General features: G+C 68.8%; 26 protein-coding genes. 15 read left to right on the top strand and 11 right to left on the bottom strand.

Annotated features, from left to right (window positions below; all coding sequences use genetic code 11):
• The first annotated feature begins 25 nt into the window (after positions 1–25).
• The 4 genes from AB0B91_RS37900 to AB0B91_RS37915 are packed head-to-tail and all read left to right on the top strand — an operon-like array spanning position 26 to position 3,821.
• Positions 26–898: an SIS domain-containing protein gene (locus AB0B91_RS37900; protein ID WP_358330396.1), complete on the top strand. Its 873-nt coding sequence runs from the start codon at positions 26–28 to the stop codon at positions 896–898.
• A complete protein-coding gene (gene nagA, locus AB0B91_RS37905) occupies positions 895–2,028 on the top strand; it encodes an N-acetylglucosamine-6-phosphate deacetylase (protein WP_358330399.1) in 1,134 nt (377 codons plus the stop codon). Before AB0B91_RS37900 ends, nagA begins: the two co-directional genes overlap by 4 nt.
• Positions 2,028–2,975, top strand: a complete 948-nt coding sequence (locus AB0B91_RS37910; RefSeq protein ID WP_358330402.1) for a hexose kinase — start codon at positions 2,028–2,030, stop codon at positions 2,973–2,975. The genes nagA and AB0B91_RS37910 overlap by 1 nt, the downstream gene beginning before the upstream one ends.
• 21 nt (positions 2,976–2,996) lie before the next feature.
• Positions 2,997–3,821 (top strand): class II fructose-bisphosphate aldolase, encoded by an 825-nt coding sequence (locus tag AB0B91_RS37915; protein ID WP_358330405.1) that lies wholly within the window; start codon positions 2,997–2,999, stop codon positions 3,819–3,821.
• Here AB0B91_RS37915 and AB0B91_RS37920 read toward each other — a convergent pair.
• On the bottom strand, positions 3,811–4,248 hold the full coding sequence (locus tag AB0B91_RS37920; RefSeq protein WP_358330407.1) for a GNAT family N-acetyltransferase: 438 nt from the start codon (positions 4,246–4,248) through the stop codon (positions 3,811–3,813). The genes AB0B91_RS37915 and AB0B91_RS37920 overlap by 11 nt on opposite strands.
• Positions 4,249–4,335: 87 nt before the next feature.
• Here AB0B91_RS37920 and AB0B91_RS37925 point away from each other — a divergent pair, with 87 nt between their 5' ends.
• Positions 4,336–4,905 carry a dihydrofolate reductase family protein gene (locus tag AB0B91_RS37925; protein ID WP_358330410.1) on the top strand — a complete coding sequence of 190 codons (570 nt, stop codon included), beginning with the start codon at positions 4,336–4,338 and terminating at the stop codon, positions 4,903–4,905.
• Here AB0B91_RS37925 and AB0B91_RS37930 read toward each other — a convergent pair.
• Entirely contained in the window at positions 4,902–5,327 is a 426-nt protein-coding gene (locus AB0B91_RS37930) for a nuclear transport factor 2 family protein (protein ID WP_358330413.1), read from the bottom strand. The genes AB0B91_RS37925 and AB0B91_RS37930 overlap by 4 nt on opposite strands.
• 108 nt (positions 5,328–5,435) lie before the next feature.
• Between AB0B91_RS37930 and AB0B91_RS37935 the strand changes: the two genes are divergently transcribed.
• Positions 5,436–6,179 carry a TetR/AcrR family transcriptional regulator gene (locus AB0B91_RS37935; protein WP_358330416.1) on the top strand — a complete coding sequence of 248 codons (744 nt, stop codon included), beginning with the start codon at positions 5,436–5,438 and terminating at the stop codon, positions 6,177–6,179.
• Here the strand turns inward: AB0B91_RS37935 and AB0B91_RS37940 are convergent, their stop codons facing one another.
• The 6 genes from AB0B91_RS37940 to AB0B91_RS37965 all read right to left on the bottom strand — a co-directional run bounded on the left by AB0B91_RS37940 (position 6,180) and on the right by AB0B91_RS37965 (position 9,807).
• A complete protein-coding gene (locus tag AB0B91_RS37940; RefSeq protein WP_358330419.1) occupies positions 6,180–6,860 on the bottom strand; it encodes an SDR family oxidoreductase in 681 nt (226 codons plus the stop codon).
• A gap of 61 nt (positions 6,861–6,921) precedes the next feature.
• Positions 6,922–7,299, bottom strand: a complete 378-nt coding sequence (locus tag AB0B91_RS37945) for a hypothetical protein (RefSeq protein WP_358330422.1) — start codon at positions 7,297–7,299, stop codon at positions 6,922–6,924.
• Positions 7,296–7,736 carry a thioesterase family protein gene (locus tag AB0B91_RS37950; protein ID WP_358330425.1) on the bottom strand — a complete coding sequence of 147 codons (441 nt, stop codon included), beginning with the start codon at positions 7,734–7,736 and terminating at the stop codon, positions 7,296–7,298. Before AB0B91_RS37950 ends, AB0B91_RS37945 begins: the two co-directional genes overlap by 4 nt.
• 3 nt (positions 7,737–7,739) lie before the next feature.
• Complete coding sequence (locus AB0B91_RS37955) at positions 7,740–8,366, bottom strand: TetR/AcrR family transcriptional regulator (protein ID WP_358330428.1); 627 nt, start codon at positions 8,364–8,366, stop codon at positions 7,740–7,742.
• A gap of 119 nt (positions 8,367–8,485) precedes the next feature.
• Positions 8,486–9,262, bottom strand: coding sequence for a hypothetical protein (locus tag AB0B91_RS37960; protein ID WP_358330431.1), 777 nt, complete (start codon positions 9,260–9,262; stop codon positions 8,486–8,488).
• Between the two features lie 23 nt (positions 9,263–9,285).
• A complete protein-coding gene (locus tag AB0B91_RS37965; protein WP_358330433.1) occupies positions 9,286–9,807 on the bottom strand; it encodes a SigE family RNA polymerase sigma factor in 522 nt (173 codons plus the stop codon).
• A gap of 120 nt (positions 9,808–9,927) precedes the next feature.
• Between AB0B91_RS37965 and AB0B91_RS37970 the strand changes: the two genes are divergently transcribed.
• A complete protein-coding gene (locus AB0B91_RS37970; protein WP_358330436.1) occupies positions 9,928–10,893 on the top strand; it encodes a DUF2332 domain-containing protein in 966 nt (321 codons plus the stop codon).
• A gap of 105 nt (positions 10,894–10,998) precedes the next feature.
• The gene (locus tag AB0B91_RS37975; protein ID WP_358330439.1) at positions 10,999–12,279 is read left to right on the top strand and encodes a S1 family peptidase; all 1,281 of its coding nucleotides are present in this window, start codon (positions 10,999–11,001) and stop codon (positions 12,277–12,279) included.
• A 100-nt stretch (positions 12,280–12,379) separates the two neighbouring features.
• Here the strand turns inward: AB0B91_RS37975 and AB0B91_RS37980 are convergent, their stop codons facing one another.
• Positions 12,380–12,790: an organic hydroperoxide resistance protein gene (locus tag AB0B91_RS37980; protein ID WP_358330442.1), complete on the bottom strand. Its 411-nt coding sequence runs from the start codon at positions 12,788–12,790 to the stop codon at positions 12,380–12,382.
• A gap of 11 nt (positions 12,791–12,801) precedes the next feature.
• Positions 12,802–14,181 (bottom strand): MFS transporter, encoded by a 1,380-nt coding sequence (locus AB0B91_RS37985; RefSeq protein WP_358330445.1) that lies wholly within the window; start codon positions 14,179–14,181, stop codon positions 12,802–12,804.
• Positions 14,182–14,302: 121 nt separating this feature from the next.
• Here AB0B91_RS37985 and AB0B91_RS37990 point away from each other — a divergent pair, with 121 nt between their 5' ends.
• The gene (locus tag AB0B91_RS37990; RefSeq protein WP_358330448.1) at positions 14,303–14,893 is read left to right on the top strand and encodes a TetR/AcrR family transcriptional regulator; all 591 of its coding nucleotides are present in this window, start codon (positions 14,303–14,305) and stop codon (positions 14,891–14,893) included.
• Between the two features lie 398 nt (positions 14,894–15,291).
• On the opposite strand, the gene AB0B91_RS37995 is transcribed toward AB0B91_RS37990, so the two are convergent.
• On the bottom strand, positions 15,292–16,689 hold the full coding sequence (locus AB0B91_RS37995; protein ID WP_358330451.1) for a serine hydrolase: 1,398 nt from the start codon (positions 16,687–16,689) through the stop codon (positions 15,292–15,294).
• Between the two features lie 354 nt (positions 16,690–17,043).
• Here AB0B91_RS37995 and AB0B91_RS38000 point away from each other — a divergent pair, with 354 nt between their 5' ends.
• The 6 genes from AB0B91_RS38000 to tgmC all read left to right on the top strand — a co-directional run bounded on the left by AB0B91_RS38000 (position 17,044) and on the right by tgmC (position 21,860).
• A complete protein-coding gene (locus tag AB0B91_RS38000; RefSeq protein ID WP_358330455.1) occupies positions 17,044–17,781 on the top strand; it encodes a serine/threonine-protein kinase in 738 nt (245 codons plus the stop codon).
• Positions 17,782–18,069: 288 nt separating this feature from the next.
• Positions 18,070–18,927, top strand: a complete 858-nt coding sequence (locus AB0B91_RS38005; RefSeq protein ID WP_358330458.1) for a helix-turn-helix transcriptional regulator — start codon at positions 18,070–18,072, stop codon at positions 18,925–18,927.
• Positions 18,928–18,953: 26 nt separating this feature from the next.
• Positions 18,954–19,199, top strand: a complete 246-nt coding sequence (locus AB0B91_RS38010; RefSeq protein ID WP_358330461.1) for a DUF397 domain-containing protein — start codon at positions 18,954–18,956, stop codon at positions 19,197–19,199.
• A 253-nt stretch (positions 19,200–19,452) separates the two neighbouring features.
• The gene (gene tgmA / locus AB0B91_RS38015) at positions 19,453–19,752 is read left to right on the top strand and encodes a putative ATP-grasp-modified RiPP (protein WP_358330464.1); all 300 of its coding nucleotides are present in this window, start codon (positions 19,453–19,455) and stop codon (positions 19,750–19,752) included.
• 214 nt (positions 19,753–19,966) lie between these two features.
• Entirely contained in the window at positions 19,967–20,590 is a 624-nt protein-coding gene (locus AB0B91_RS38020; RefSeq protein WP_358330467.1) for a hypothetical protein, read from the top strand.
• Positions 20,591–20,717: 127 nt separating this feature from the next.
• Positions 20,718–21,860: an ATP-grasp peptide maturase system methyltransferase gene (gene tgmC / locus AB0B91_RS38025; RefSeq protein ID WP_358330470.1), complete on the top strand. Its 1,143-nt coding sequence runs from the start codon at positions 20,718–20,720 to the stop codon at positions 21,858–21,860.
• The last annotated feature ends 47 nt before the right edge of the window (positions 21,861–21,907 follow it).

Below are 21,907 nucleotides of genomic sequence, written 5' to 3' on the forward strand. Positions count from 1 at the left end.
ACAATCAATCCCGGGGAGGCAAGTGGTGACCACCCACACCGAGGCCGAGATCGGCTCCCAGCCCGAGTGCTGGCGACGCGCCGTCGACAACGTGCCCGCCGACGCGCTGCCCCGCCCCGGAGAGCGGGTCGCCGTGGTCGGCTGCGGGACGTCGTGGTTCATCGCGATGGCCTACGCCACGCTGCGGGAGCAGGCGGGGCAGGGCGAGACCGACGCGTTCGCCGCCTCCGAGGCCCCGGCCGGACGCGCGTACGACCGCGTGCTGGCCCTGACGCGCTCCGGCACCACGACGGAGGTGCTAGAGCTCCTGCGCAGAACCGGCGCCAGGACCACGGCCATCACCGCCGACCCCACCACGCCGGTCATGACGGCCGCCGACGACGTCATCGTGCTCGACTACGCGGACGAGCAGTCGGTCGTGCAGACCCGGTTCGCCACCACCCAGCTCGCCATGCTCCGCGCCAGCCTCGGCGAGGACCTCACCCAGGCGATCGACGACGCCGAGCAGGCCGTGTCGGCCTCGCTCCCCGACGAGCTCGTCGCCGCCGAGCAGTTCAGCTTCCTAGGCACCGGCTGGTCGGTGGGCCTGGCCCAGGAGGCCGCGCTGAAGATGCGCGAGGCGTCACGCTCGTGGACCGAGGCGTACCCGGCGATGGAATACCGTCACGGCCCGATCAGCATCGCCGGCCCCGGTCGCGTCACCTGGATGCTCGGCACCGCCCCCGAGGGCCTGCGCGAGCAGGTCGTGGAGACCGGCGGCACGTTCTTCCAGACCGGTCTCGACCCGATGGCCGAGCTGATCAGGGCGCAGCGGGTGGCGGTCGCCAGGGCGTTCGCCCGTGGCCTCGACCCGGACGAGCCCTTGCACCTCACTCGATCTGTGATTCTTTCTTCATGAGCCTTACTCTTGCCGACGCCCGCATCGTGACCGCCGAGGGAGTTCACGACGGGTGGTTGACCATCGAAGACGGCCGCATCACACATGTCGGGCACGGAGCCGCGCCCCGCGCGGGCCACAGTCTGGGCGGTCGGCACGTGGTGCCCGGCTTCGTCGACATACACAACCATGGCGGAGCCGGCGGCTCGTTCCCGACCGGCGAGCATGACAGCGCGCGTGAGGCGGTGGCGCTGCACGAACGCCACGGCACCACGACGATGGTGGCCAGCCTTGTGACCGGTGCGCTGGACGACCTGGCCCGCGCCACGTCGTCGCTGGCCGAGCTCTGCGACGACGGTCTGCTGGCCGGCATCCACTTCGAAGGCCCGTACATCTCCCGGGCCCGTTGCGGTGCCCACAATCCCGGGCTGCTGCGCGATCCGTCGCCGCAGGAGTTCGCCGGGCTGCTCGCGGCCGGCCGCGGGCACGTACGGATGCTGACCATCGCCCCGGAGCTGCCCGGCGCCCTCGACACGATCCGCGCGGCCGCCGCCGAGGGCGTGATCGCCGCGCTCGGCCACAGCGACGCCACCTACGAGCAGACGCTGGCGGGCATCGAGGCCGGCGCGACCGTGGCCACGCACCTCTACAATGCTCTGCCGCCGCTCGGCCACCGCACCCCGGGCCCCGTCGCCGCGCTGCTGGAGGACGAGCGGATCACGATCGAGCTCATCAACGACGGCGTGCACGTGCACCCGGCCATGCTGCGGCTGGCCTACGAGGTGGCCGGGCCCGCGAGGACCGCGCTGATCACGGACGCGATGGCCGCCGCCGGCATGGGCGACGGCACGTACGTGCTGGGCTCCATGGACGTGATCGTCACCGACGGGGTCGCCCGGCTGGCCGAGGGCGGCTCGATCGCGGGCAGCACGCTCACCATGGACGTGGCCTTCCGCCGCACCGTCCAGGAGGTGGGCCTGACGCTGCCCGAGGCGGTCCAGCTCACCTCCCTGACGCCCGCCCGCGTGCTGGGCGTCGCCGACACCACCGGCTCGATCGCCGTGGGCAAGGCGGCCGATCTGGTGGTCCTGTCCGACGAGTTGGAGGTCGCGGGCGTGATGAAGCGCGGGGCCTGGATCGTGGAGCCCTGATGATCCTCACCGTGACGCTCAACGCCGCCCTCGACGTCACCTACCAGGTGCCCGGCGTCGACTGGGACGGGGTCAACCGGGTCGCCACCGTACACCGGCGGGCCGGCGGCAAGGGCGTCAACGTGGCCCGCGTCCTGGCCGCGCTCGGCCAGGACGTGCTGGTCACCGGCCTCGCGGGCGGCCCGACCGGCCAGGCCATCGAGGCCGACCTCCAGCGGGCCGGACTGCCGCACGCCTTCGTGGGGATCGCGGCCGACTCGCGCACCACGCTGGTCGTCGCGGACCCCGGCCGGACCGAGCCGGGCGTCGCGAACTCCCCGCGAACAGCTTCCCCGCGAACAGCGCTGTTCAACGAGCCGGGGCCTGAGGTCACGGCGGCCGAGTTCGGGCGCATGACCGGCCGTTTCACCGACCTGATGGCCACGGCGGAGGCCGTCGTCATCTCCGGCAGCCTGCCCAGGGGCGTGCCGCTCGACGCGTACGCGACGCTGGCCGCCATCGCCGCCGAGCACGGCGTGCCCGCCATCGTGGACGCCGACGGCGAACCACTGCGGCACGCGCCCGGCGGCCGCCCCTCGATCGTCAAACCGAACGCTGAGGAGCTCGCGCGGGCCGTGCCGGAAGGCGGTCCCGAGGAGGGCGCGCAGGCGTTGCGCGGTCGCGGGGCCGAGTCGGTGGTCGTGTCGATGGGCGCCGAAGGGCTGCTGGCCGTCACGCCCGAGGGGATCTTCCGGGCGCGCATGCCGTACAAGGTGGAAGGCAACCCGACCGGCGCCGGTGACTCGCTGGTCGCGGGGCTGGCGCTGGGGCTCGTGGAGCGGTCCCCGTGGCCCGAGCGGCTCACCAGGGCGGCGGCGCTGGGCGCCGCGGCGGTCGCGGCGCCCGTGGCGGGCGACTTCGACCGCGACGTCTACGCCGACATCCACCCACGCATCGTCATCGTCTGAGGAATCGTCCAAGGAGTCGTCATGCCCCTCGCCCGAATCGGCGACATCGTCCGCGAATCACCCGCGGGGGTGGGCGCGTTCAATGTGATCCAGCTGGAGCACGCCACCGCCATCGTCGCGGGCGCCGAGGCCCTGGGCCTGCCGGTGGTCCTGCAGATCAGCGAGAACTGCGTCCGCTACCACGGCGCCCTGGAACCCATCGCGCTCGCCTGCCTGGCGGTCGCCAGGGGCGCCGCGGTGCCGGTGGCGGTGCATCTCGACCACGCCACCGGCCGCGCTCTGGTCGAGGAGGCGGTGGAGCTGGGGGTCGGCTCGGTGATGTTCGACGCGTCGGCGCTGCCCGACGAGGAGAACGTGGCCGCCACCGCCGACGTGGCCGCCTGGTGCCACGAACGCGGTGTGTGGGTGGAGGCCGAGCTGGGCGAGGTGGGCGGCAAGGACGGCGTGCACGCGCCCGGCGCGCGGACCAAGCCGCACGAGGCGGTGGAGTACGTGGCGCGCACCGGCGTCGACGCGCTGGCCGTCGCCGTGGGCACCTCGCACGCCATGACCACCAAGGACGCCGTGCTCGACCTGGACCTCATCACCGAGCTGCGCGCCGTCGTACCGGTCCCGCTGGTGCTGCACGGCTCGTCGGGGGTGCCCGACGACATCCTGCGCGAGGCCGTACGGCACGGCATGAAGAAGATCAACATCGCTACGCACCTGAACAAGGCGTTCACCGGCGCGGTACGCGACTACCTCGCCGGGGACGCGAAGGTGGTCGACTCGCGCAAGTACCTGCGGGCGGGCCGCGACGCGGTGGCCCGCGAGGTGACCCACCTGCTGGGCGTCCTCACGGGCTGAGCTGTTTGCGCATGGCCACGGCCGACCGGCCGTCGAGCTCCTTGTGTCCGGTCACGACGTAGCCGAGCGACTCGTACAGGGCGATGTTCCTGGCCATTTTGACGTTGGTGTAGAGGCGCAGGGCGGGCAGGCCGAGCCGCCGCGCCTCCTGCTCGGCATAGGCCATCAGACTCCGGCCGATGCCCTTGCCGTGCAGGCCGGGGCGTACCGCCACGTTGTCGATGTAGAGCACGCCGTCCTCGGGGATCAGCACGATGAGCCCGTCGAAGTCATCGCCGGTCACGTGCACCCGGCCCTCGGCGATGAGCGCGGCATAGTCGGCCTCCATGGGGAGGGGCCGCGTGCCAATGACCGCCACCCACGGCTGGTAGGCCGCCTGTACCAGCTCCTCGACCGCGCCCCTGTCCGTCTCTTTCGCAAGCCTCATGCGTTCCATGGTCGCAGCCTTGACACCACTCTAGTTGTAGTACTACGGTGAAATCACTTCGAGCTAAGTACTACATCTGGAGTGAATATGCGAAAGCTCGCCTACTACGTGGGGATCTCCATCGACGGCTACATCGCCGGCCCGAACGGCGACTTCGACTTCTATCCCGTGTCCGACGAGCTGGCCGCGTACTGGAACGAGGAGGTCCCCGAAACCGTCCCCACCCACATCCGGAAGCAGCTCGGCTTCGACGCCCCCAACAGGCGCTTCGACACTGTGCTCATGGGCCGGGGCACCTACCAGCCGGGCCTCGACGTCGGCATGACCAGCCCGTATGCGCACCTGCGGCAGTACGTCTTCTCCAGCACGATCCCGGAGATCCCCGACCCGGCCGTGGAGCTCGTCTCCGGCGACCCCCTCGCGCTGGTCCGCCGCCTGAAGGAAGAGGAGGGCGACCTCGACATCTGGCTGTGCGGCGGCGGCAAGCTGGCGGGCACACTGCTGCCGGAGATCGACGAGCTGATCATCAAGGCCTATCCGGTGGTGGCGGGGTCGGGCATCGCCGCCTTCGACGGCGAGTTCCGCCCGACCCTGTTCAACCTGACCGCGACGCGCACGTTCGGCAACGGCACGGTCCTCATGACGTACGAGCGCTAGGAGTTGATCGCGCTCAGCAACTCCTCGCGGTAATCGTCCATGGCCTGGGGGTTTCCGTAGTCCCGGGAGTGGACGATCAGGCCGTCCCGCACCTGGACGACCATGATGTAGGACATGACGATGGGCCGCCCCGAGGCGACGAGCGAGCCGTGGAGGTCGTACTCCACGATGACCACCTCGGGGTCAGCGGTCTCGTGGATCAGCGCGTTGTCCGTCCGCTCCCAGCGCAGCACACCGGCGGCGGCCTCGAACCTGGCCCGCAGCTCCTCCCGCCCCTGCGAGCGCCGGGGGATGCCAGCCGGGGCGAACGGTATCTCGATCACGACGTCGGGCGCGTACAGGTCGGCCAGCCCGCCGTCCACGGAGGCCCGCAGGAACTGTTCGACGACCTCGCGGGCGGTCGGTTGTGTAGGTACGGTCATGCGAACTCCCAGGTTCGGTAGAATCGGAACGCCCAACCCGCTTAGACGCTACGGAACGAGCGTTCCGGTTGTCAATCCGGGCACCGAACCAGGCACATGGGAGGCCGCATGACGATCGCCGCACGCGCGGACGCCCGGCACAATCGCGCCCGCGTGCTGGAGGCCGCCCAGGAGGCGTTCGCGGCGGAGGGCCTGTCCGTGCCGCTCGACGTGATCGCCCGGCGCGCGGGCGTCGGCGCGGGCACCGTCTACCGGCACTTCCCCAGCAAGGAGGCCCTGTTCGAGGCGGTGGTCCACGACCGGATCGAACGTCTGGCCGACGAGCTCACCGCCCTGCTGGCCACCACCGAAGCGGAGACCGGAGCGGCGTTCTTCACCGCTTTCACCTCGACCGTCGAACAGGCTGGATTCAACAAGGCGCTCTGCGAGTCCTTCGTCTCCACCCCCAAGGCCGAGGTGGCGCCGCAGGCACGGCGACGCTACGGAATCGCCCTCGCCGCCCTGCTCGACCAGGCCCACCATGCCGGCGCCGTAAGGCCGGATGTCCAGATAACAGATGTCATGGCACTTATGGCGGGATGTGTCGCGATGGAGGCCAACAGCGCCACCCCCGGCAGGGCCACCACCCTCGTCCTGGACGGCCTCCGCGCCGGACATTCACCGCTGCCCACCGCAACGAAACCTGTCACGAAACCCGGCCACCGTAACGAAACCCGCGAGGAGCAGCCCGGTCCCACCGCCCGCTGTGAGGAGTGCGGCGCCGCCATCCCCACCTCCCGCACCGGCCGCCCAGCCCGCTTCTGCGGAGGCGCCTGCAGGCAGAAGGCCCACCGCCGCCGAGCCACCGGCTGATCACCAGGCCAGAGGCTTGCCGTCACGGAAGAACCCCCCGGTCGGCCCGCCATCAGGCAGATCCACCGCCCACAGCACGCTACGGGCCCCCTCGCCGACCGGCCGCCCGCCGGGCCCGCCCATGTCGGTCGCCACCCACCCGGGACAGACGGCGTTCACCAGGATCCGATCACCGCGCAGCTCCGCGGCCAGCATCTTGGTCAGCGCGTTGAGCGCGGTCTTCGACACGGTGTACGCCGGAGTGCCACCGCCCATGACGGCCAGCGACCCGGCCTCGCTGGAGACGTTCACCACCCGGCCATGGCCACCGGCCCGCAACAACGGCAGTAACGCCAACGTCACCCGCCAGGCCCCCAGCAAATTCGTCTCCAGCGCCTCCCGCACGACGTCGAGATCGGCGTTCTCGGCCCGCTGCCAGGTGTCGTAGTGGATGGCGGCATTGTTGACCAGCACATCCAGCCTGTCGTAAGCCAGCCCCTCGACCAACCGGCGCACCGACTCCGGATCACCGACATCCAGTTGCCGCGGCACCACGGTCCCCCGCAGCCCGCGCGCCGCCTTCTCGGCGTTTCCCAGATCCCTGGCGGTCAGGACGACGGTGTCGCCCGCCCGCGCGAGCCGGCGGGCGACCTCCAGCCCAATGCCCCGATTGGCCCCGGTGACCAGGCAAACTCGATTCACGCCTCGGAGCTTATCCACGCCCCGTGATCACCGTGGGCGGGTGAAGAAGTCGGTGACCGAGTCAGGAATCTGGAGTCCCGACCGGGGAGAAGCTCGCTGTCCACAGGTCTTCGGCGGAGGTTCGGATCGAGGTCGAGGTCAGTACGCCGCGGCCTCGGTAGGCGCGCATGATGCGCACGTGTGCGGCCAGCCGTACGAACCCCCGCAAGGCGGCCTCATCCCGCCAGACCGACACTGACCCGCATCGGCGGTCCTTCACGTCGGTCCACAACCACAGCCCGATCGCCCCGTCCAACTCCGGCCACAGCCGGGCCAGCCGCCAGCCGGCGAAGGCCGCGCGCGGCAGGTCGGTCCGATGGTTCACCCGGAAGTCGGTACGGCTGACCAGCACCGGATCGTCGCCACGCGGCTCCGGACCGGCGATCCAACGGGATCTCAACTGGCCACCGGCTCTCTGAGCAGGAGCCCCGCCGCCTGGCGGATCTCGGGACTGAACGGGGTCGGGCGGAAGGTCGCCGGATCGAGGTTGACGTTCACGCGGTGCCCTTCGGCGTGCACCACGGACTCATCGGGCGACAGCACGCGGAAGCCGTACACCCCGCTCGTACGGCCCAGCCGCTCCATCCAGAAGTGCACGACGGGCTCGCACGCACCCACGATCGGCGTGTGGTAGGTGATCTTGAATTCCCGTACGGCCATGAACACGTCCTGGAACGCCGACAACGCCGGGTCGAAGTTCCAGCCCAGCTCGGTCCAGTAGACGGAGATGGCGCGTTCGACCAGCAGGGCGTAGCGGGAGTTGTGCAGCAGGCCCATGGCGTCGAGGTCGTCGAAGTGCACCTGGACGGGCAAGCGGCAGCCTTGCGCAAGGGTCAACGGTCAGTCCTCCGGGAGCAGCGAGGGGTCGGTGGCGTGCGCGCGCAGCCGTTGCAAAACCGCGCGGCGGGCGTAGGTGAAGGCGGTGTCGTGGTCCAGCAGCCGGGCATGGGTGACGGCCGCCTCACCGAGCGCCTCGATCTCGTACGCGAGCTGCGCGGGGTCGACACCGGTCAGCTCGCCCAGCTCGATCGCCTTTTCCGCCTGGGTACGGAGCACGGCGAGCCAGTCGGCCATGGCCTTGGCCACCTGGGCCTGGACCGGCCCCGGCCGGTCGTCGAACTCGACCTGGGCGACGAAGAAGAAGCACCCACCGGGCAGCACCCCGTCGGCGTAGAACCGCAGCCGGCTCTGGTGCAGGGCGTACAGCCGCCGCACGCCCGCAGGGTGCTGAAAGGCCGGGGTGACCACGTGTTCGACCCACTGGCGGCGGGCCCAGTCGATGGTGTCGAGCTGGAGTTGCTCCTTGTCACGCCAGTGAGCGAAAAATCCGGACTTACTGACACCTGCTGCCTCAGCCAGCCGCCCGAGACTCAGCCCGCCGAGCCCGTCAATCGAGGCCAGGGACACGGCGTGCGTCAGGATCGCCTCCCGGCTGCGCTGCCCGCGAGCCTTCCTTCCATCTTCCACAGCCATGACTCTAGCAGAAATAAGACCGACCGGTCGTTAATGTCACACGCGGTGTGCGTGGACCGGAGCCACATCCGCTCCGGCCCAGGCACACGGTTGAGGGGTGCTGGATTGATCGGTCAGGTCGGCTTGTGGATCGGCTTGCCCATCTGCTTGTCGGCCGGCAGCGGCTCCACCTGGTCGGCGGGCGGGGCCGTGACCGTCACCGAGGCGCCGAAGTCGTTGAAGTCCATGACGTTCCGGTGACCGGTGTCGCCGAAGACGAACTCCAGCCGCCGGACCCGTCCCTGGTCATCCACGTCCACGGATCCGGTGAGGTCCTCGGCGTCGCCCAGCGAGAACGCGAACCGCCGGCCCGTCCAGCCCTGACCGGCGGCGGAGCCGCTCTCACGGATGTCAGTGGCCGAACGGAGCCGCTGCAGAGCCGCCTGGGGGTCCAGCGGAGCGAGCTTGACCAGGCCGACGGCCGCCGGCGCCTTCTTCAACTCCTCGTCGACGCGCGGAGAGACCATCCATTTCGCCTCGCCCGGCTCCCGGCTGTACATCAGATCGCCGACGAACCGGGTCTCGGCCCCGTCCCCAACCCTCGTGATCACGCCCACCCGCTGGACGGGGTCGAAGGCGCCATCGAAGGTCTTGGCGCCGCTGACGCAGTGCAGACGGTAGCTCTCCTGGCCGGTGTTCTCGACGGCGGCGGCCACCTGGGCCTGCGCCGAAGACTGGCTCGAAGGCAGTATCAGCACGAACGCACCCAGCACAACCGCGGCGGCCAGCGAGGCGATCGGGACCAGAACCCGGGCCAGCCCGCGCTTCGGCGGCGTCGGCATGAGGTCGATGCCCGCGGGCCGGTCCTCGGTGGCTTTGACGAGCAGGGAGCGGAGTTCTTTCTCGTTCATGGACGGCTCCTCGTGTTGGTGTCTCACCGGATCCCACTCCCCTCCGCCTCGTTTCGGTTGACCACCGTGCCGGGCGAGATCAGTCGCCGCATCGCCTGCAGACCGCGATGCGTATGGGTTTTGACCGTCCCCGCCGAGCAGCCCATCAGATCGGCGACCTCCGATTCGGGCAGGTCCGCGAAGAACCGCAGCACCAAAGCGGTCCGCTGTCTGACCGGCAGCTTCGCCAGCGCCTTCCGAACGTCCTCCGCCACCGCCCGGGCCTCCCCCAGGTCCGCGGGACCTGGCAGATCGGGCAGTTCGGCGCGGGGGATCTCACGACGCCACCGGGCCCGCCACCATGATCGATAGGTGTTGACCAGGATGCGGCGCAGGTACGCGTCGGGCTCACTACGGGTGTCCAGCCGATGCCACACGCGGTACAACTTGCCGAGGCAGGACTGCACCAGATCCTCAGCCGTGTGCCAATCCCCGGTGAGCAGGACCGCCGTTCTCAGATGGTGGTCTCCCCGGTGCCGGACGAAGTCCACGAAATCCGCGTCCACCCGGTCTCCTCTCGTCGGTGAAAGCCACCCCTGACACTCCCTGAGCCCCACCCCAGGTTGACGAGAAAGACCTGGAATGTCCCGCCACGCTCTCTCGCAGGCCGGCGTTAGAGTCCGATCATGCCGATCGCAGAGCAGTACCGGCGCTTCGCGTCCATGGAGGCCCATGGCAGATCGCCGTTGTACGAGCAGCTCGCCCTCGGAGTGGCAGCTGACCGCGACCTGATCGAGTTGTTGTCCGACCTTCCCCCGGACAGGCGGCAGCCCAACCTGCTCCTCGCCGCCGCCCGGCACGTCAGCGGAACACCGGCCGACTACCAGCAGTTCCGGCAGTCCGTCCTCGACAACCGCGACGCGGTCGTCGCGACGATGCTCACCCACCGCACCCAGACCAACGAACCGGCTCGGTGCGCCGCGCTGTATCCCCTGCTGGCCGCGCTTCCCCAGCCGCTGGCCCTGCTGGAGGTCGGCGCCTCAGCCGGCCTGTGCCTGCTACCCGATCGCTACGGCTACGACTACGACGGAAGCCTGGCCGGGGCGGTGGACAGCCCGTTGAGGCTGCGCTGCCACGTCGAGGGCGACCCGCAGCCGCGATTCGACGAGCCGGGGACGGTGACCGTCGCCTGGCGGGCCGGCATCGACCTCAATCCTCTCGACGTCACCGATCCGGCCGACATCCGGTGGCTGCGGACCCTGGTCTGGCCCGAACAACATGACCGGCTGGAGCGCCTGAACACCGCGATCGCCCTGGCACAAGCCGATCCGCCCCGCATCGTGCCCGGAGACCTCAACGCGCGCCTCGGCGAGGTGGCCGCTCAGGCACCCTCGTACGCCACACTCGTCGTCTTCCACACCGCGGTGCTCTACTACCTGCCAGACGCCGACCGCACCACTTTCGTACGGCAGGTCGAACAGCTCGACGCCCATTGGATCTCCCAAGAAGGGCCGGGCGTCCTGCCGAGCATCGCCGCCCGCCTCCCCCAGCAGCCACCGGCGCACACCTCCACCAACGTCCTCGCGCTCGATCACCAGCCGGTCGCGTTCAGCGCAATGCACGGAGGCTGGCTCCGTTGGCTGACCAGGTAGGCGCAAGGTCCGAGGCCACAGACCGTACTCGTAATTGGCCGCAGAAAGCGACGCTCTTCACATGCTGTGATAACTCCCGCAATTGCCAAACACGGGGGTTAACCAATGCAGAAGAACGTCCGCTTACGCCTGACAGTCCTGGGGACCGCCTGTGCGCTGCTGCCCTTTCTGGGCGCGGGGGCAGCCACAGCGCAGACCGCCATCGACGACCCGGGCCGTACGGTGCGGGCCACCGACGACCCGGGCGGCAAGACGCCGACCAGGGACGAGAGCGGCCCACGCGGGGCGGTGCCCAGCGGGTTCGCCGACTGGAGGGCACTGTTCTCCGAGCAGACCCGGCTGAACGGGGTGGCCGACCGCATCACCGAGTCGGCCGAGAGCGCCGAAGGATTCGGGGGAATCGTCGTCGCTCCGGAGAACCACGAGGTACGCCTGTACTGGCGGGGCACGGTGCCGCCGGCCGTACAGACCACGATCGACCAGGGACGGCAGACGGCTCCGGTAGCCGTACTGCCGGCCGCCTACACCAACGCGCAGCTCCTGCAGGAGGCCGAGCGGTGGGCCGAGGCCGGCCAGGCGAGCGGCGCGGCGCCGCAGCCGGACGGCAGCGGCATCCGGCTCTCGGTCTCCGGGGAGGACACCGACCCGCAGCAGCTGCAGCGGCCCAGCGGCACGACCGCGCCCATCACCTTGGAAAGGGGAGAGGAATTCAGTCCCGCCTACAGCAGGCAGGACGACGTACCCAGCTACTACGCGGGTGGCCGGACCTGGAACCAGCAGTCGGGGGCGGGCTGCAGCTCGGGCTTCGCGGTCAAGGACAAGTACGGCACGCCCGGGTTCCTCACCGCCGCTCACTGCGGCAACGTCTGGGACCAGTTCTACGACGGCGGCGGCGTCGGCAACCCGGCGAACTACATGGGCGAGTTGTCCTGGCGCGTCGCCAAACGTGACGCCGCGATCGTGCTCGGCGACGCGACGGCCAACGTCTTCGACGGCAGCAACACCGCCTCCACCAGCAACAAGGTGGTGGCGCTGTGGAAGGCGTACGTCGGCAACTTCGTCTGCAACTCCGGGGCCACTCTGGGTGAGAACTGCCTCATCAAGGTGACCGAAACCGGCTGGAGCGGCACGTACACCAACGGCCAGTACGTCAAGCACATGGTCCGCGCCAAAAGCGTCGTTGGCGGCTGCGCCACCGCGGCCGGTGACAGCGGCGGCCCGGTCTATTCGTACACCAACTGGTTCGACGAGGTCGCGGCCCAGGGCATCACCTCGGCCCGCAGCAAGAAGGTGTACTGCGGCGGCGCCGACGGCGGCTCTGTGATCATCTTCTCCCGCGTCTGGGACGTGGACCTGGAGTTCGGCGCCAAGCTACAGGTCTGGTGACCGTCTGCGCGGCCGCGGCTGGGTTCGTGGATCGCGAGGCAAGCTGAAGTACCGAAACCGCCCACCCCAACCATGCGTGTTGGGGTGGGCGTCGTACTCGTCAGTCGAGGAGCAGTTCGACGGGCATGTTGCCGCGGGTGGCGTTGGAGTAGGGGCACACCTGGTGGGTGGCGTCCAGGAGGGTTCGTGCCTGCTCCGCGGTGAGGGTGTCGGGCAGTTTCACGCGCAGGACGGCGTCCAGCTCGTAGCCGCCCTTGCCGTTGGGTGACAGGCCGACCTCCGCGGTGACCGAGGCATCGGACACGTCGAGGTCCTGACTGCCCGCCACGAGTTTCATGGACGTGGCGAAACAGGCGGCGTACCCGGCGGCGAAGAGTTGCTCGGGGTTGGTGCCGGCGCCGTCGCCGCCCAGCTCTTTCTGCAGGGCGAGCTGGACGTCCAGCCGGCCGTCTGAGGAGACCGCCCGGCCGTCGCGGCCTTCCGAGGTGGCGGTGGCAGTGTAGATGCGCATGCGATTTCCCTTCATGGTTGTGGAGTTCTCGTGCCCAGGGCCGACAGCAGTGTGATGGCCAGGGACACGGCGACGACTGTCCAGAGTCCGGCCCGGTAGCCGCCCACCATCGCGCCGCCATTGGCGACCAGCATGGTGGCGGTGACGGCGGTGATCAGGCTGGTACCGAGTTGGGCGCTGGCGTTGAACAGGCCCGACGCCAGGCCCTGCTCCTGCTGTCCCGCGCCCGCCACGGCGGCGATGTTGAGCGCCGAGTAGGCGGCGGGGAACCCGAGCCCGCCCAGCACCTGCTGGATGAGCAGGACCGCCAGCGGTTCGGCTCGGCCGATCAGCACGGCCCAGACCGCGTAGCCGGCGGCGAGCAGGAACAGCCCGGCGGTGGCGACCGGCCAGGCGCCGAACCTGGTCACCGCCGCCGCCCAGTATCTGGCGGTGGTGCCGGTGAGCAGGCCGCCGAGCAGGAAGGACAGCGCCGTCTGTAGCGGTGACCAGCCCAGCGTGCCCTCGTAATAGAGCGTCAGAACGAACTGGAAGGCCACGTAGGCGCCGAACATGAGCATGCCGACGTTCGCCCGCACCAGTCCTGCCCTGGCGAAGATCGATAACGGTATGAGCGGCGCCGGATGCCCGCGTTCCACGACGAGGAGCAGGGCAAGCAGGAGGGCGGACCCGCCGAGCGCTGCCAGGGTGAGCGGATGGCTCCAGCCGACGATGGAGGCCTGGCTGACTCCGTACACGAGAGTGATCGCGGCGCCCGCGACCAGCATCGCGCCGAGGACGTCCAGGCGCCCGGTCCGGGTTCTTCTCGTACGGTCCCGCGGCACCACGGCGGCGGCCACGAGCGCGACGACGACGCCGACCGCCGCGGGCAGCAGGAAGACCAGGCGCCAGTCGAGTTGCGCCAGCGCCCCGCCGAACACCAGGCCCAGCGAGAAACCGGAGGAGGAGATGGCGAGGAAGGTCCCCAGCGCGCGGTTGCGGGCCCGTTCCTCGCGGAAGGTGTCCAGCAACAACGCCATGGCCACCGGGGCGGTGAAGCCGGCGCTGACGCCCTTGAGCAGGCGGGCGATCACGAGAATCAGGCCCTCGTTGGTCAGACCGCCGACGTGGCTGGCGACGACGAACACCACCAGCCAGCCGAGCAACAACCTCCTGCGGTCGAACAGATCGGCCAGCCGCCCGCCTAACAGCAGGAATCCACCGAAGCCCAGCGCGTAGCCGCTCACCACCCACTGCAACGCCTCGGGCGACATACCCAGGTCACGCTGTAGGAGCGGCAGCGCGGGCCCGATGCTGGCGATGTCCATCGCGTCCAGGAACTGTACGGCGGACATCACCGCGAGCAGCAGACCGGCATTCCCGCTCCGGGTGCCGGCCGCAGTCTCGGTCATACAAGAACACACCCCCTCATTCATAACGGACCGATCGGTCCGGACCGATCGGTCCAATCTTGGGGGTAGCGCGCTACGCTGTCAACGAAGATCCTTGAACTCCTCGCGAAGGGACCCGAAGGTGACGCGCACACCGGTTCCCGGCACCCGCCGGCGCATCCTCCAGACGGCCGCCCGTCTGTTCCGCGAGCAGGGCGCGCGGGCCGTGGGCATGCAGCAGGTCGTCGAGGAGACGGGGCTCGGCAAGAGCGCTCTCTACCGCGAGTTCACCAGCAAGGACGAGCTGGTGAGGGCGTGGGTGGGCGAGCTGCACGACCACGCCTGGGCACAGATCGGCAGTGCGATCGCCCGGCACGAGGGCGACCCCGCCCGCCAGCTCCTGGCCATCGTGGAGCAGGCCCAGGAGGGCACCCAGGGCTCCGACGCCCACGGCTGCACCTTCTACAACACCTCGGCGGAGTTCCGCGACCCCGGCCACCCCGGCCGCCGGGAGGCCGTCGCCCACCTCGAAGGGCTACGCGAGTTGCTGTGCACCCTCGCGTCCGCGGCCCGCGCCACCGATCCCAAAGCCCTGGCCGACATGCTGATGCTCATCATCTCCGGCCTCTACGCCAACGCGGCCACGCTCGGCCCCTCCGGCCCCGCCGCCCGATCCGTCGCCGCCGCACGCATCCTCATCGACCAGCACGTCCCCACCCCTGAGGGTAGGTAGGTCGTACGGGAACTCGGCGGACACGCCGTCGCCGCGCACGGCGACCCGCCCCTTGACCGAAGGGCGCGGTACTCCGCCCGCGGCGGGCCGATCACGAACCATCCGGCTCCCGCCCGATGAACTACCTCCTGCGCATGCCTCACAGTCAGCGCCACACCACAGGCGCCTGTGGGCCAGATGGGACGCCGTTGCCACATCGGCGCGTCGCGCACGGCGACAGCGACGGCCCCGTCTATTCCTAGACCAACTGGTTCAACGAGGTCGGGCTGCCTCCAGATCCCAGCGGAGCAGGGCGGTCACGACGGCGCCAGCGGGCCAGCGCCGTCGTGACCGTCAACAACCGGATCGAAGCCGCACGCGGCGGCGATTCGCGGTTGCACAGGCTGCCATGCGGATGGTCACTTCACGTTGCGCCGGGCATACCAGGCGGCCTCGTACCGGTCGATCGCCGCACCAAGCTTGGCCAGCTTCTCGGTGAAGGCGACCGGGTAGATGCCGGGCTCGGTGGCCGGCCGGTTGGCGTCGACGTACTGGGTGCCGAGGTTGGTGATGGCCACGACGACGTAGTGGCGGCCCGCCTTGCCCGGCAGGGACCTGACGATCCCCGCGTCAGCTCCCGAGTTGCCGACCCATCCGGTCTTGTGCCCGAACGTGACCTGCGCCTGCTTGTTGCAGGGCCGGACGTCCTGGCCGAACTTGAGGCCCTCGACCGTCACCGTGCCGTCGGCGGCCACCCACCGCGAGTTCACCCGCTGCGGGATGCCCGCGGCCGGGTAGGTGCTGCCGCACCGGTTGGTGGTGGAGAGCATGTCGTTGAAGCCCTGCTCGTCGAGCAGCTTCTTGAAGACCTGGCGGGACGTGGCGCTCAGCACCTCGCCGGTGACGGGCTTGCCGTTGGGGGCGGTCCACGCCGTGCCAGGTACGCCGTTGACCAGCGCGAGCAGCTTGGCCGTGTCCAGCGAGCTCATCGTGACCGGGTTGGACCAGCGGCCGCCGTTGGCCGGGTTGGTGTTCTTCAGCTGCATGGTCTCCAGGCCCAGGTCCTGGAAGGTCTGGTTGAGCTCGTCCACCGCACCGCGGTCGTGTAGCAGCTTCACCAGCGCACAGGTCCCGGCGTTGGAGGAGGAGGTGATCGAGGCGTCCATGTAGGCGCCGATGGTGTTGCTCGTCGGCCCGCCGCACAGGGAACTGAGCGTGGTGGGCTGGTAGGCGTAGGTGTCGTCAAGCTTGATCTCGCCCTTGTCGACCAGGCGCAGCACCCCGAAGGTGACCATCAGCTTCAGGACAGAGGCCGGATAGGGGAGCATGAAGTCGATGGGCGCGTTCTCCCGGCCCGGCACGATGTCGATGGTGCCCTTGCCCTGGTTGGCGTACCATCCCGCGTCGTCCCACTGCCGATATCGCACCTGGTCGGTGTGGAAGTTCTGGTCCACCGGCACGGCGATCCCGTTCGGATACTGCGGGCTCATCAGGACCGTGCCGGACGACACCGGCCGGCCCCGCCGGTCCAGTTCCAGTACGGTCACGTCGAGTTGCGGCTGCTGGACGATGGGCTTGGGGTCGACTGCGGCGGCGAACAGCCGGGCGTAGTCGGCGGCCGTCTGCGCGTCCTTGTCGACCACGCCGGCCAGCGTCCGAGCCTGCGGGGATGCCGGCGGCGCCAGGTCGAGGACCTGCTCAAAGCGCAGCTCGTTCATGGCGTCCTGCAGGAAGGCGGCCACCTCACCGGTATCGGCGGCCTGGGCGGACGGTACCGCGGCGCATAACAGCACCGAGGCGGCGGACAGTGCGGCCACAGCACGACGACTCGTTCTGGTTCGGAAGATGGGCAAGATTCGTGATCCTCTTCGGTAGATGTTCACATTCCAGGGATTCAGGCCCGTCGGCCGACCTGGGCATCGTCCATAGAGGACCCTCGACGACCAGCTGATCCGCAGGTGACGGTGATCTCACCTCAGCGCGCATGACGATTACACCCCTTCATCGAGGCCCCCTTCGATGCAGGTTCGTGACCTTAACACAGTCTGGATCTTGGTTTCTGGCTGTTCGCCCCTTTCGCCGCTCAGGCAGGGCGTGGGAAACCTGGATACCCCAGCCGTACATACCTGATGGAATGTAGCGGCGGTGTGATCTTTCCTTAGGTGGAGGCGATGGTGCGGCGGAAGGTGGAGCTGGCCGGCCGGTACCGGCTGGAGGAGCCGCTGGGCCGGGGCGGGATGGGTGAGGTGTGGCGGGGGGTCGATCTGCGGCTCCGGCGTCCGGTCGCCGTCAAGATCCTTCCGTTGACGATCGCGGCGGAACCGACCGGGGTGGCCAGATTCCGCCGAGAGGCCGAGGTCGCCGCCACGTTGAATCATCCAGGCATCACCACGGTCTTCGACATCGACGAACACCGGCATGAGAACGAGCTCTGGCTGTTCTTGGTGATGGAGCTGATGGTCGGCCGCGACCTGCGCCACCTACTCGCCGCCAGTCCCAAGGGCCTGCCGATCGAGCAGGTGAGGGAGTTGGCCGTACAGATCACCGATGCGCTCGCCGCCGCGCACCGCCGTGGCGTGGTGCACCGTGACATCAAACCAGCCAACCTGTTCCTGCTGGAGGAGGGCCGGGTGAAGATCTGCGACTTCGGGATCGCCCGCCTCGCCGACGCCACGAAGATCACCGCCACCGGCTCTTCCGCGGGGACCCCGCTGTACATGGCGCCCGAGCAGATCCAAGGCGGGCAGGTGGACCACCGCACCGACCTGTACGCACGAGCCAGCGGCACCGCAAGCTTCACTCCCGGCAACACGATCTCGCCCAGAAACAACCCGCTCATTGCCCGCCTCTCCAGATCCGTCCGATCGCGCCAATCCGCTGGTCCCACCCATTACTCGCGCCAGGCTTGATCTCGGATGGGTCGCATCCGGTCCTCGGTCGAACACCGCGCCACCTTGCCTGGCGGGCAGGGCGCATCCTTGGCGATAGACCCGATCCGAGCTTCTTGCCGGCTCCGGTGGTCGCGGCACGGAGCTTTCGACGAGTTCTGCCACTGCGGTCGTCACAGACCGTAGGGGTGCGGAATCCTTGACCCGATGGTGCCCGTACAACAAGGAGCATGTAAAGCGTTCTCTCGGAACAGTTCCAGAAGTTATTGTTCCGAGCCGCTGGCATTTCCCGATATATGAGGTGGAATCGTGGCAAGCAGACTGTCTTCCCCAACGGTCCGCCGGAGGCGGCTCGGTGCCGAGCTCAAGGTGTTGCGAATCGCCGCCGGCCTGAATCGCGACCAGGCCGCAGGCCATCTCGGGGTAGCGCCAAGCACTATCACAAAGGTGGAAAACGCGACTTCAGTCGCGCGCCCTGCCGACGTGGCCATGCTTCTCGACCTCTATGGCGTCGATGAAGAACGCAAGGAATTCCTCATTACGCTGGCCCGCGAGGCGCGTCAGCGCGGCTGGTGGCAGGATCACAAGAAGGCGATCCGGCCGTGGTTCGAGACCTTCGTCGGGCTGGAGTCCGCCGCGATCGAGTTGAGACCGTACGACTCCGAGCTGATCCCCGGCCTTCTGCAGACGGCCGACTACTACAAGGCCCACCTCAGTACGACGCCCATTCACTTGAGCGCCGAAGAGACAGAGCAGAAGGTAGCTTTCCGTCTCGCCCGCCAAGAGCAGTTGGCCGCGCCGGACGGACTGCGGCTGTGGTCGATCACCAATGAGGCATGCATCCGACGCATGGTGGGCGGCACCACCACGATGAAGGCCCAGTTGAGGCACCTGATCGCGGCCACTGAACGCCCCAACATCACCCTGCAGATCCTGCCGTTCTCCGCCGGTTCCCATCCTGCCATGGACGGAAGCTTCGTGATCATCGAGTTCCCCGAGCGAACTTCTCCCGATGTGGTCTATCTGGAGAGCCAGACAGATGCCCGTTATCTAGAGGAAGCCGACGTCGTTGATCGATATAACGTAGTTTTTAACCACCTTCGAGCTAAGGCGCTGGACCCCAGCGAGAGTCTGCGACTGCTCGTCCAGGCGGAAAAGGATCTCTGATGCATACATCAAACCAAGGAGCAGGCATGGAGATCGACCTGTCAGAGGTGCGCTGGCGCAAGCCGAAGCGAAGCAATGCCGATGGAAACTGCTTTGAGGCAGGACTTATCCACGTTCCCGCCAGCGCGGGCTTGCACAAACACGGCCATCTGGTCGTTATTCGCGACAGCAAGGACCCCGACGGCCCGAAGCTGTACTTCGACAAGGCTGAGTTCGCCGCCCTTGTGCTCGGCATGCAGGACGGCGAATACACCGATCTGATCACTGTCTGATCGAACGCGTCAACATCGACTGCATTCATGTAGCCCGCCGACCCTCCTCCCCTTGCGCCCAAGGGAGGGCTTTTGGCTTCTGTCCTCAAACGCCAGAATAGTGGAACCGTTCCCAAGGAACTTCTTTCATAGAACGTATGACGAGTGGCGCAGCCCCTCTCTACGGTGAAGGCGTCCGTCACCGAACGCGAGGTTCCTCCTCTGGAGCCCGCCGAGGCCGCTGCACGCGTGCCCGCTCTGATTCGGAGGCTTCATGAGCCAGTCCCCCGCTGCTCCCGCGGACCAGAGCTTCGTTCCCTGGGGTGTGAGCCGGATGGCCCCCTTCCCTTCCCAGGGCGAAGGGCCCACCCCTCATCACCGCATCAGCATCGACCCTGTAACTCAGAAGGGCGTCCGCCTCGATCCGGTGACCAACCGGCCGATCGAGGCCGCCGGCAAGCACGGCTCCAACGTGCAGCAGGCCACCCCTACCGCGCCGCCTACCCCCGACGGTGACGGCAGCAGGGACGGCGGTGCAAAGCCGGATTCCACGACGGACTGGGTGTCGGACTGATGCCGATCCCAGCCCCGGTCCTGGTGGTCGCCTGCCTGGATGACCCCACCGCCGACCTGGTACTGGGCGAGCTGCACGGCCGGGACGTCCCGGTCGTGCAATTCGATCCCGGCGCCGACTTCCCACGCCACGCAACGCTGGAGGCCTTCCTTGACGGCACGGGCATGAAGGGCTCCCTCGGCACTCTCAGACGCGCCATCTCGACCTGGCGGGTGTGCGCGCTGTCTACTGGCGTCAGCCGACGCCTTATCGTCGGCCCGAGGACCTCGACAAGTACACGGGGGCGTGGGTCGCTGACCAGTCCCGTTTCGGTCTGGGCGGTGTCATGGCCGCGCTACCGGGGGCCTCTTACCTCAACCATCCCTGGCGCAATCGCGACGCCGAGCACAAGCCGGTCCAACTCGCCACGGCCGCCGCCTGCGGGCTCACGATTCCGTCCACGCTGATCACCAACCGGGTCGACAGTGCCCGTACCTTCGCCTCGCGGATGGGGAGTGTGGTCTACAAGCCGCTGTGGTCCACCCCCTACCGGAACGCTGATGGAGAGGCTCGTACAGTGTGGGCGGACGTTATCGACCCCGGCACTTTGAACGAGAGCGTCAGCGGGGCCGCGCACCTGTTCCAGCAGCAGGTGAACAAGATCGCCGACGTGCGCGTGACCATGGTGGGTGAGCATGTGTTCCCTGTCCGCATAGACGGCGCTCCCGGCCTTGACTGGCGGCACGACTACCCATCGCTGACCTACCAGCTCATCGAGGCGCCGACCGCTGTGATCAAGGGCATGCGCGCCTACTCGACGCTTTCGGGCTTGTTTTCGGGGCTTTCGACTTCTCCCTGACTCATGATGGCCAGTGGGTGTTCCTGGAGTGCAATCCCAACGGCCAGTGGGCCTGGTTCGACGATCCCATCCCGCAGCAGATCTCCAGCGCGATAGCCGACCATCTGACCCGCCCGAGGGAGCTCTCGTGAGCGCCGAACTCCGCCAAGAGCTGGCAGAACTCCTGGTCGCCAAGGGGTCCCTCACCGACGCCCGTTGGGCGGCGGCGGTCCAAGCCGTGCCGCGCGAGCTGTTCCTGGGAGAGGCGGTCTTCCGGCCCGTCGATGACACGAACGGACCGCTATGGGAGCCGGTCCAGCGCGCGAAGACATCCCGCGAGCAGTGGCTCCGCATGGCCTACGAGAACCGGACCTGGGTCACACAGGTCGAGGGAGTCATGGCCGAGGCCGCCAACGGCCCTCTGCCCGGGCCGCCCACGTCTTCCTCCACCCTGCCCAGCCTGGTCGTACGCATGCTGGAGGCCACAGGGATCGGCGACGCGAACAGGGTCCTGGAGATCGGCACCGGCACCGGCTACTCCACGGCCCTGCTCTGTCATCGCCTCGGGGATGGCAAGGTGACGTCGATCGAGTACGACCCCGAAGTGGCGGCCCGCGCCGCGCACGCCCTCACCGCCGCCGGTTACGCGCCGACCCTGGTCGTTGGTGATGGTCTGGCGGGATATGACAAGAACGCAGAATACGACCGGCTGATCGCGACCTGCTCCGTACGCTACGTTCCGGCCTCGTGGATGTGGCAGGTCCGAGACGGAGGGACCATCACGGCGCCGCTGTCCGGCTGGATGGGCGGCACGGCCCTGGCGCACCTCACCCTGGCCGACGACGGCACCGCCACGGGACGCTTCCTGACCGATGACCTGTCGTTCATGTTCGCCCGGCCCCACGACCGGCCCCCGCGCTCCCACTACCTGCTCGGCCTCGGCGAGCAGCGCGAGAGCGTGATCGACCCGCGCGTTCTGCACGACCCGACCGGCCTGTTCGTGGCCCAGCTCGGCGCTCCGTCGGCCGAGAAGATGGGGGCGGACGACCGGATCATCCTCCTGGACGTGGCAACGGGCTCGCAGGCCACCACCGAGCAGTCGCCGGACGGAGGTTGGCTGGTACGCCAGCACGGGCCGTTGAAGCTGTGGGATGGCGTCGAACAGGCGGTCTCGGCCTGGCAGGTGGCGGGCAGGCCGCACCAGTCGAGGTTCGGCCTCACCGTCACCAAACAGGGTCAGAAGGTATGGCTCGGCAACCCCGACGGCCCCTCATGGAACCTTCCCGCCTAGCGATCTTCGGTATGGCAGCAGTGACCCAAGCTGGCCATCCTCGGCCG

This window comes from Nonomuraea sp. NPDC049141 (genome assembly GCF_040648415.1).
Taxonomy (GTDB): Bacteria; Actinomycetota; Actinomycetes; order Streptosporangiales; family Streptosporangiaceae; genus Nonomuraea.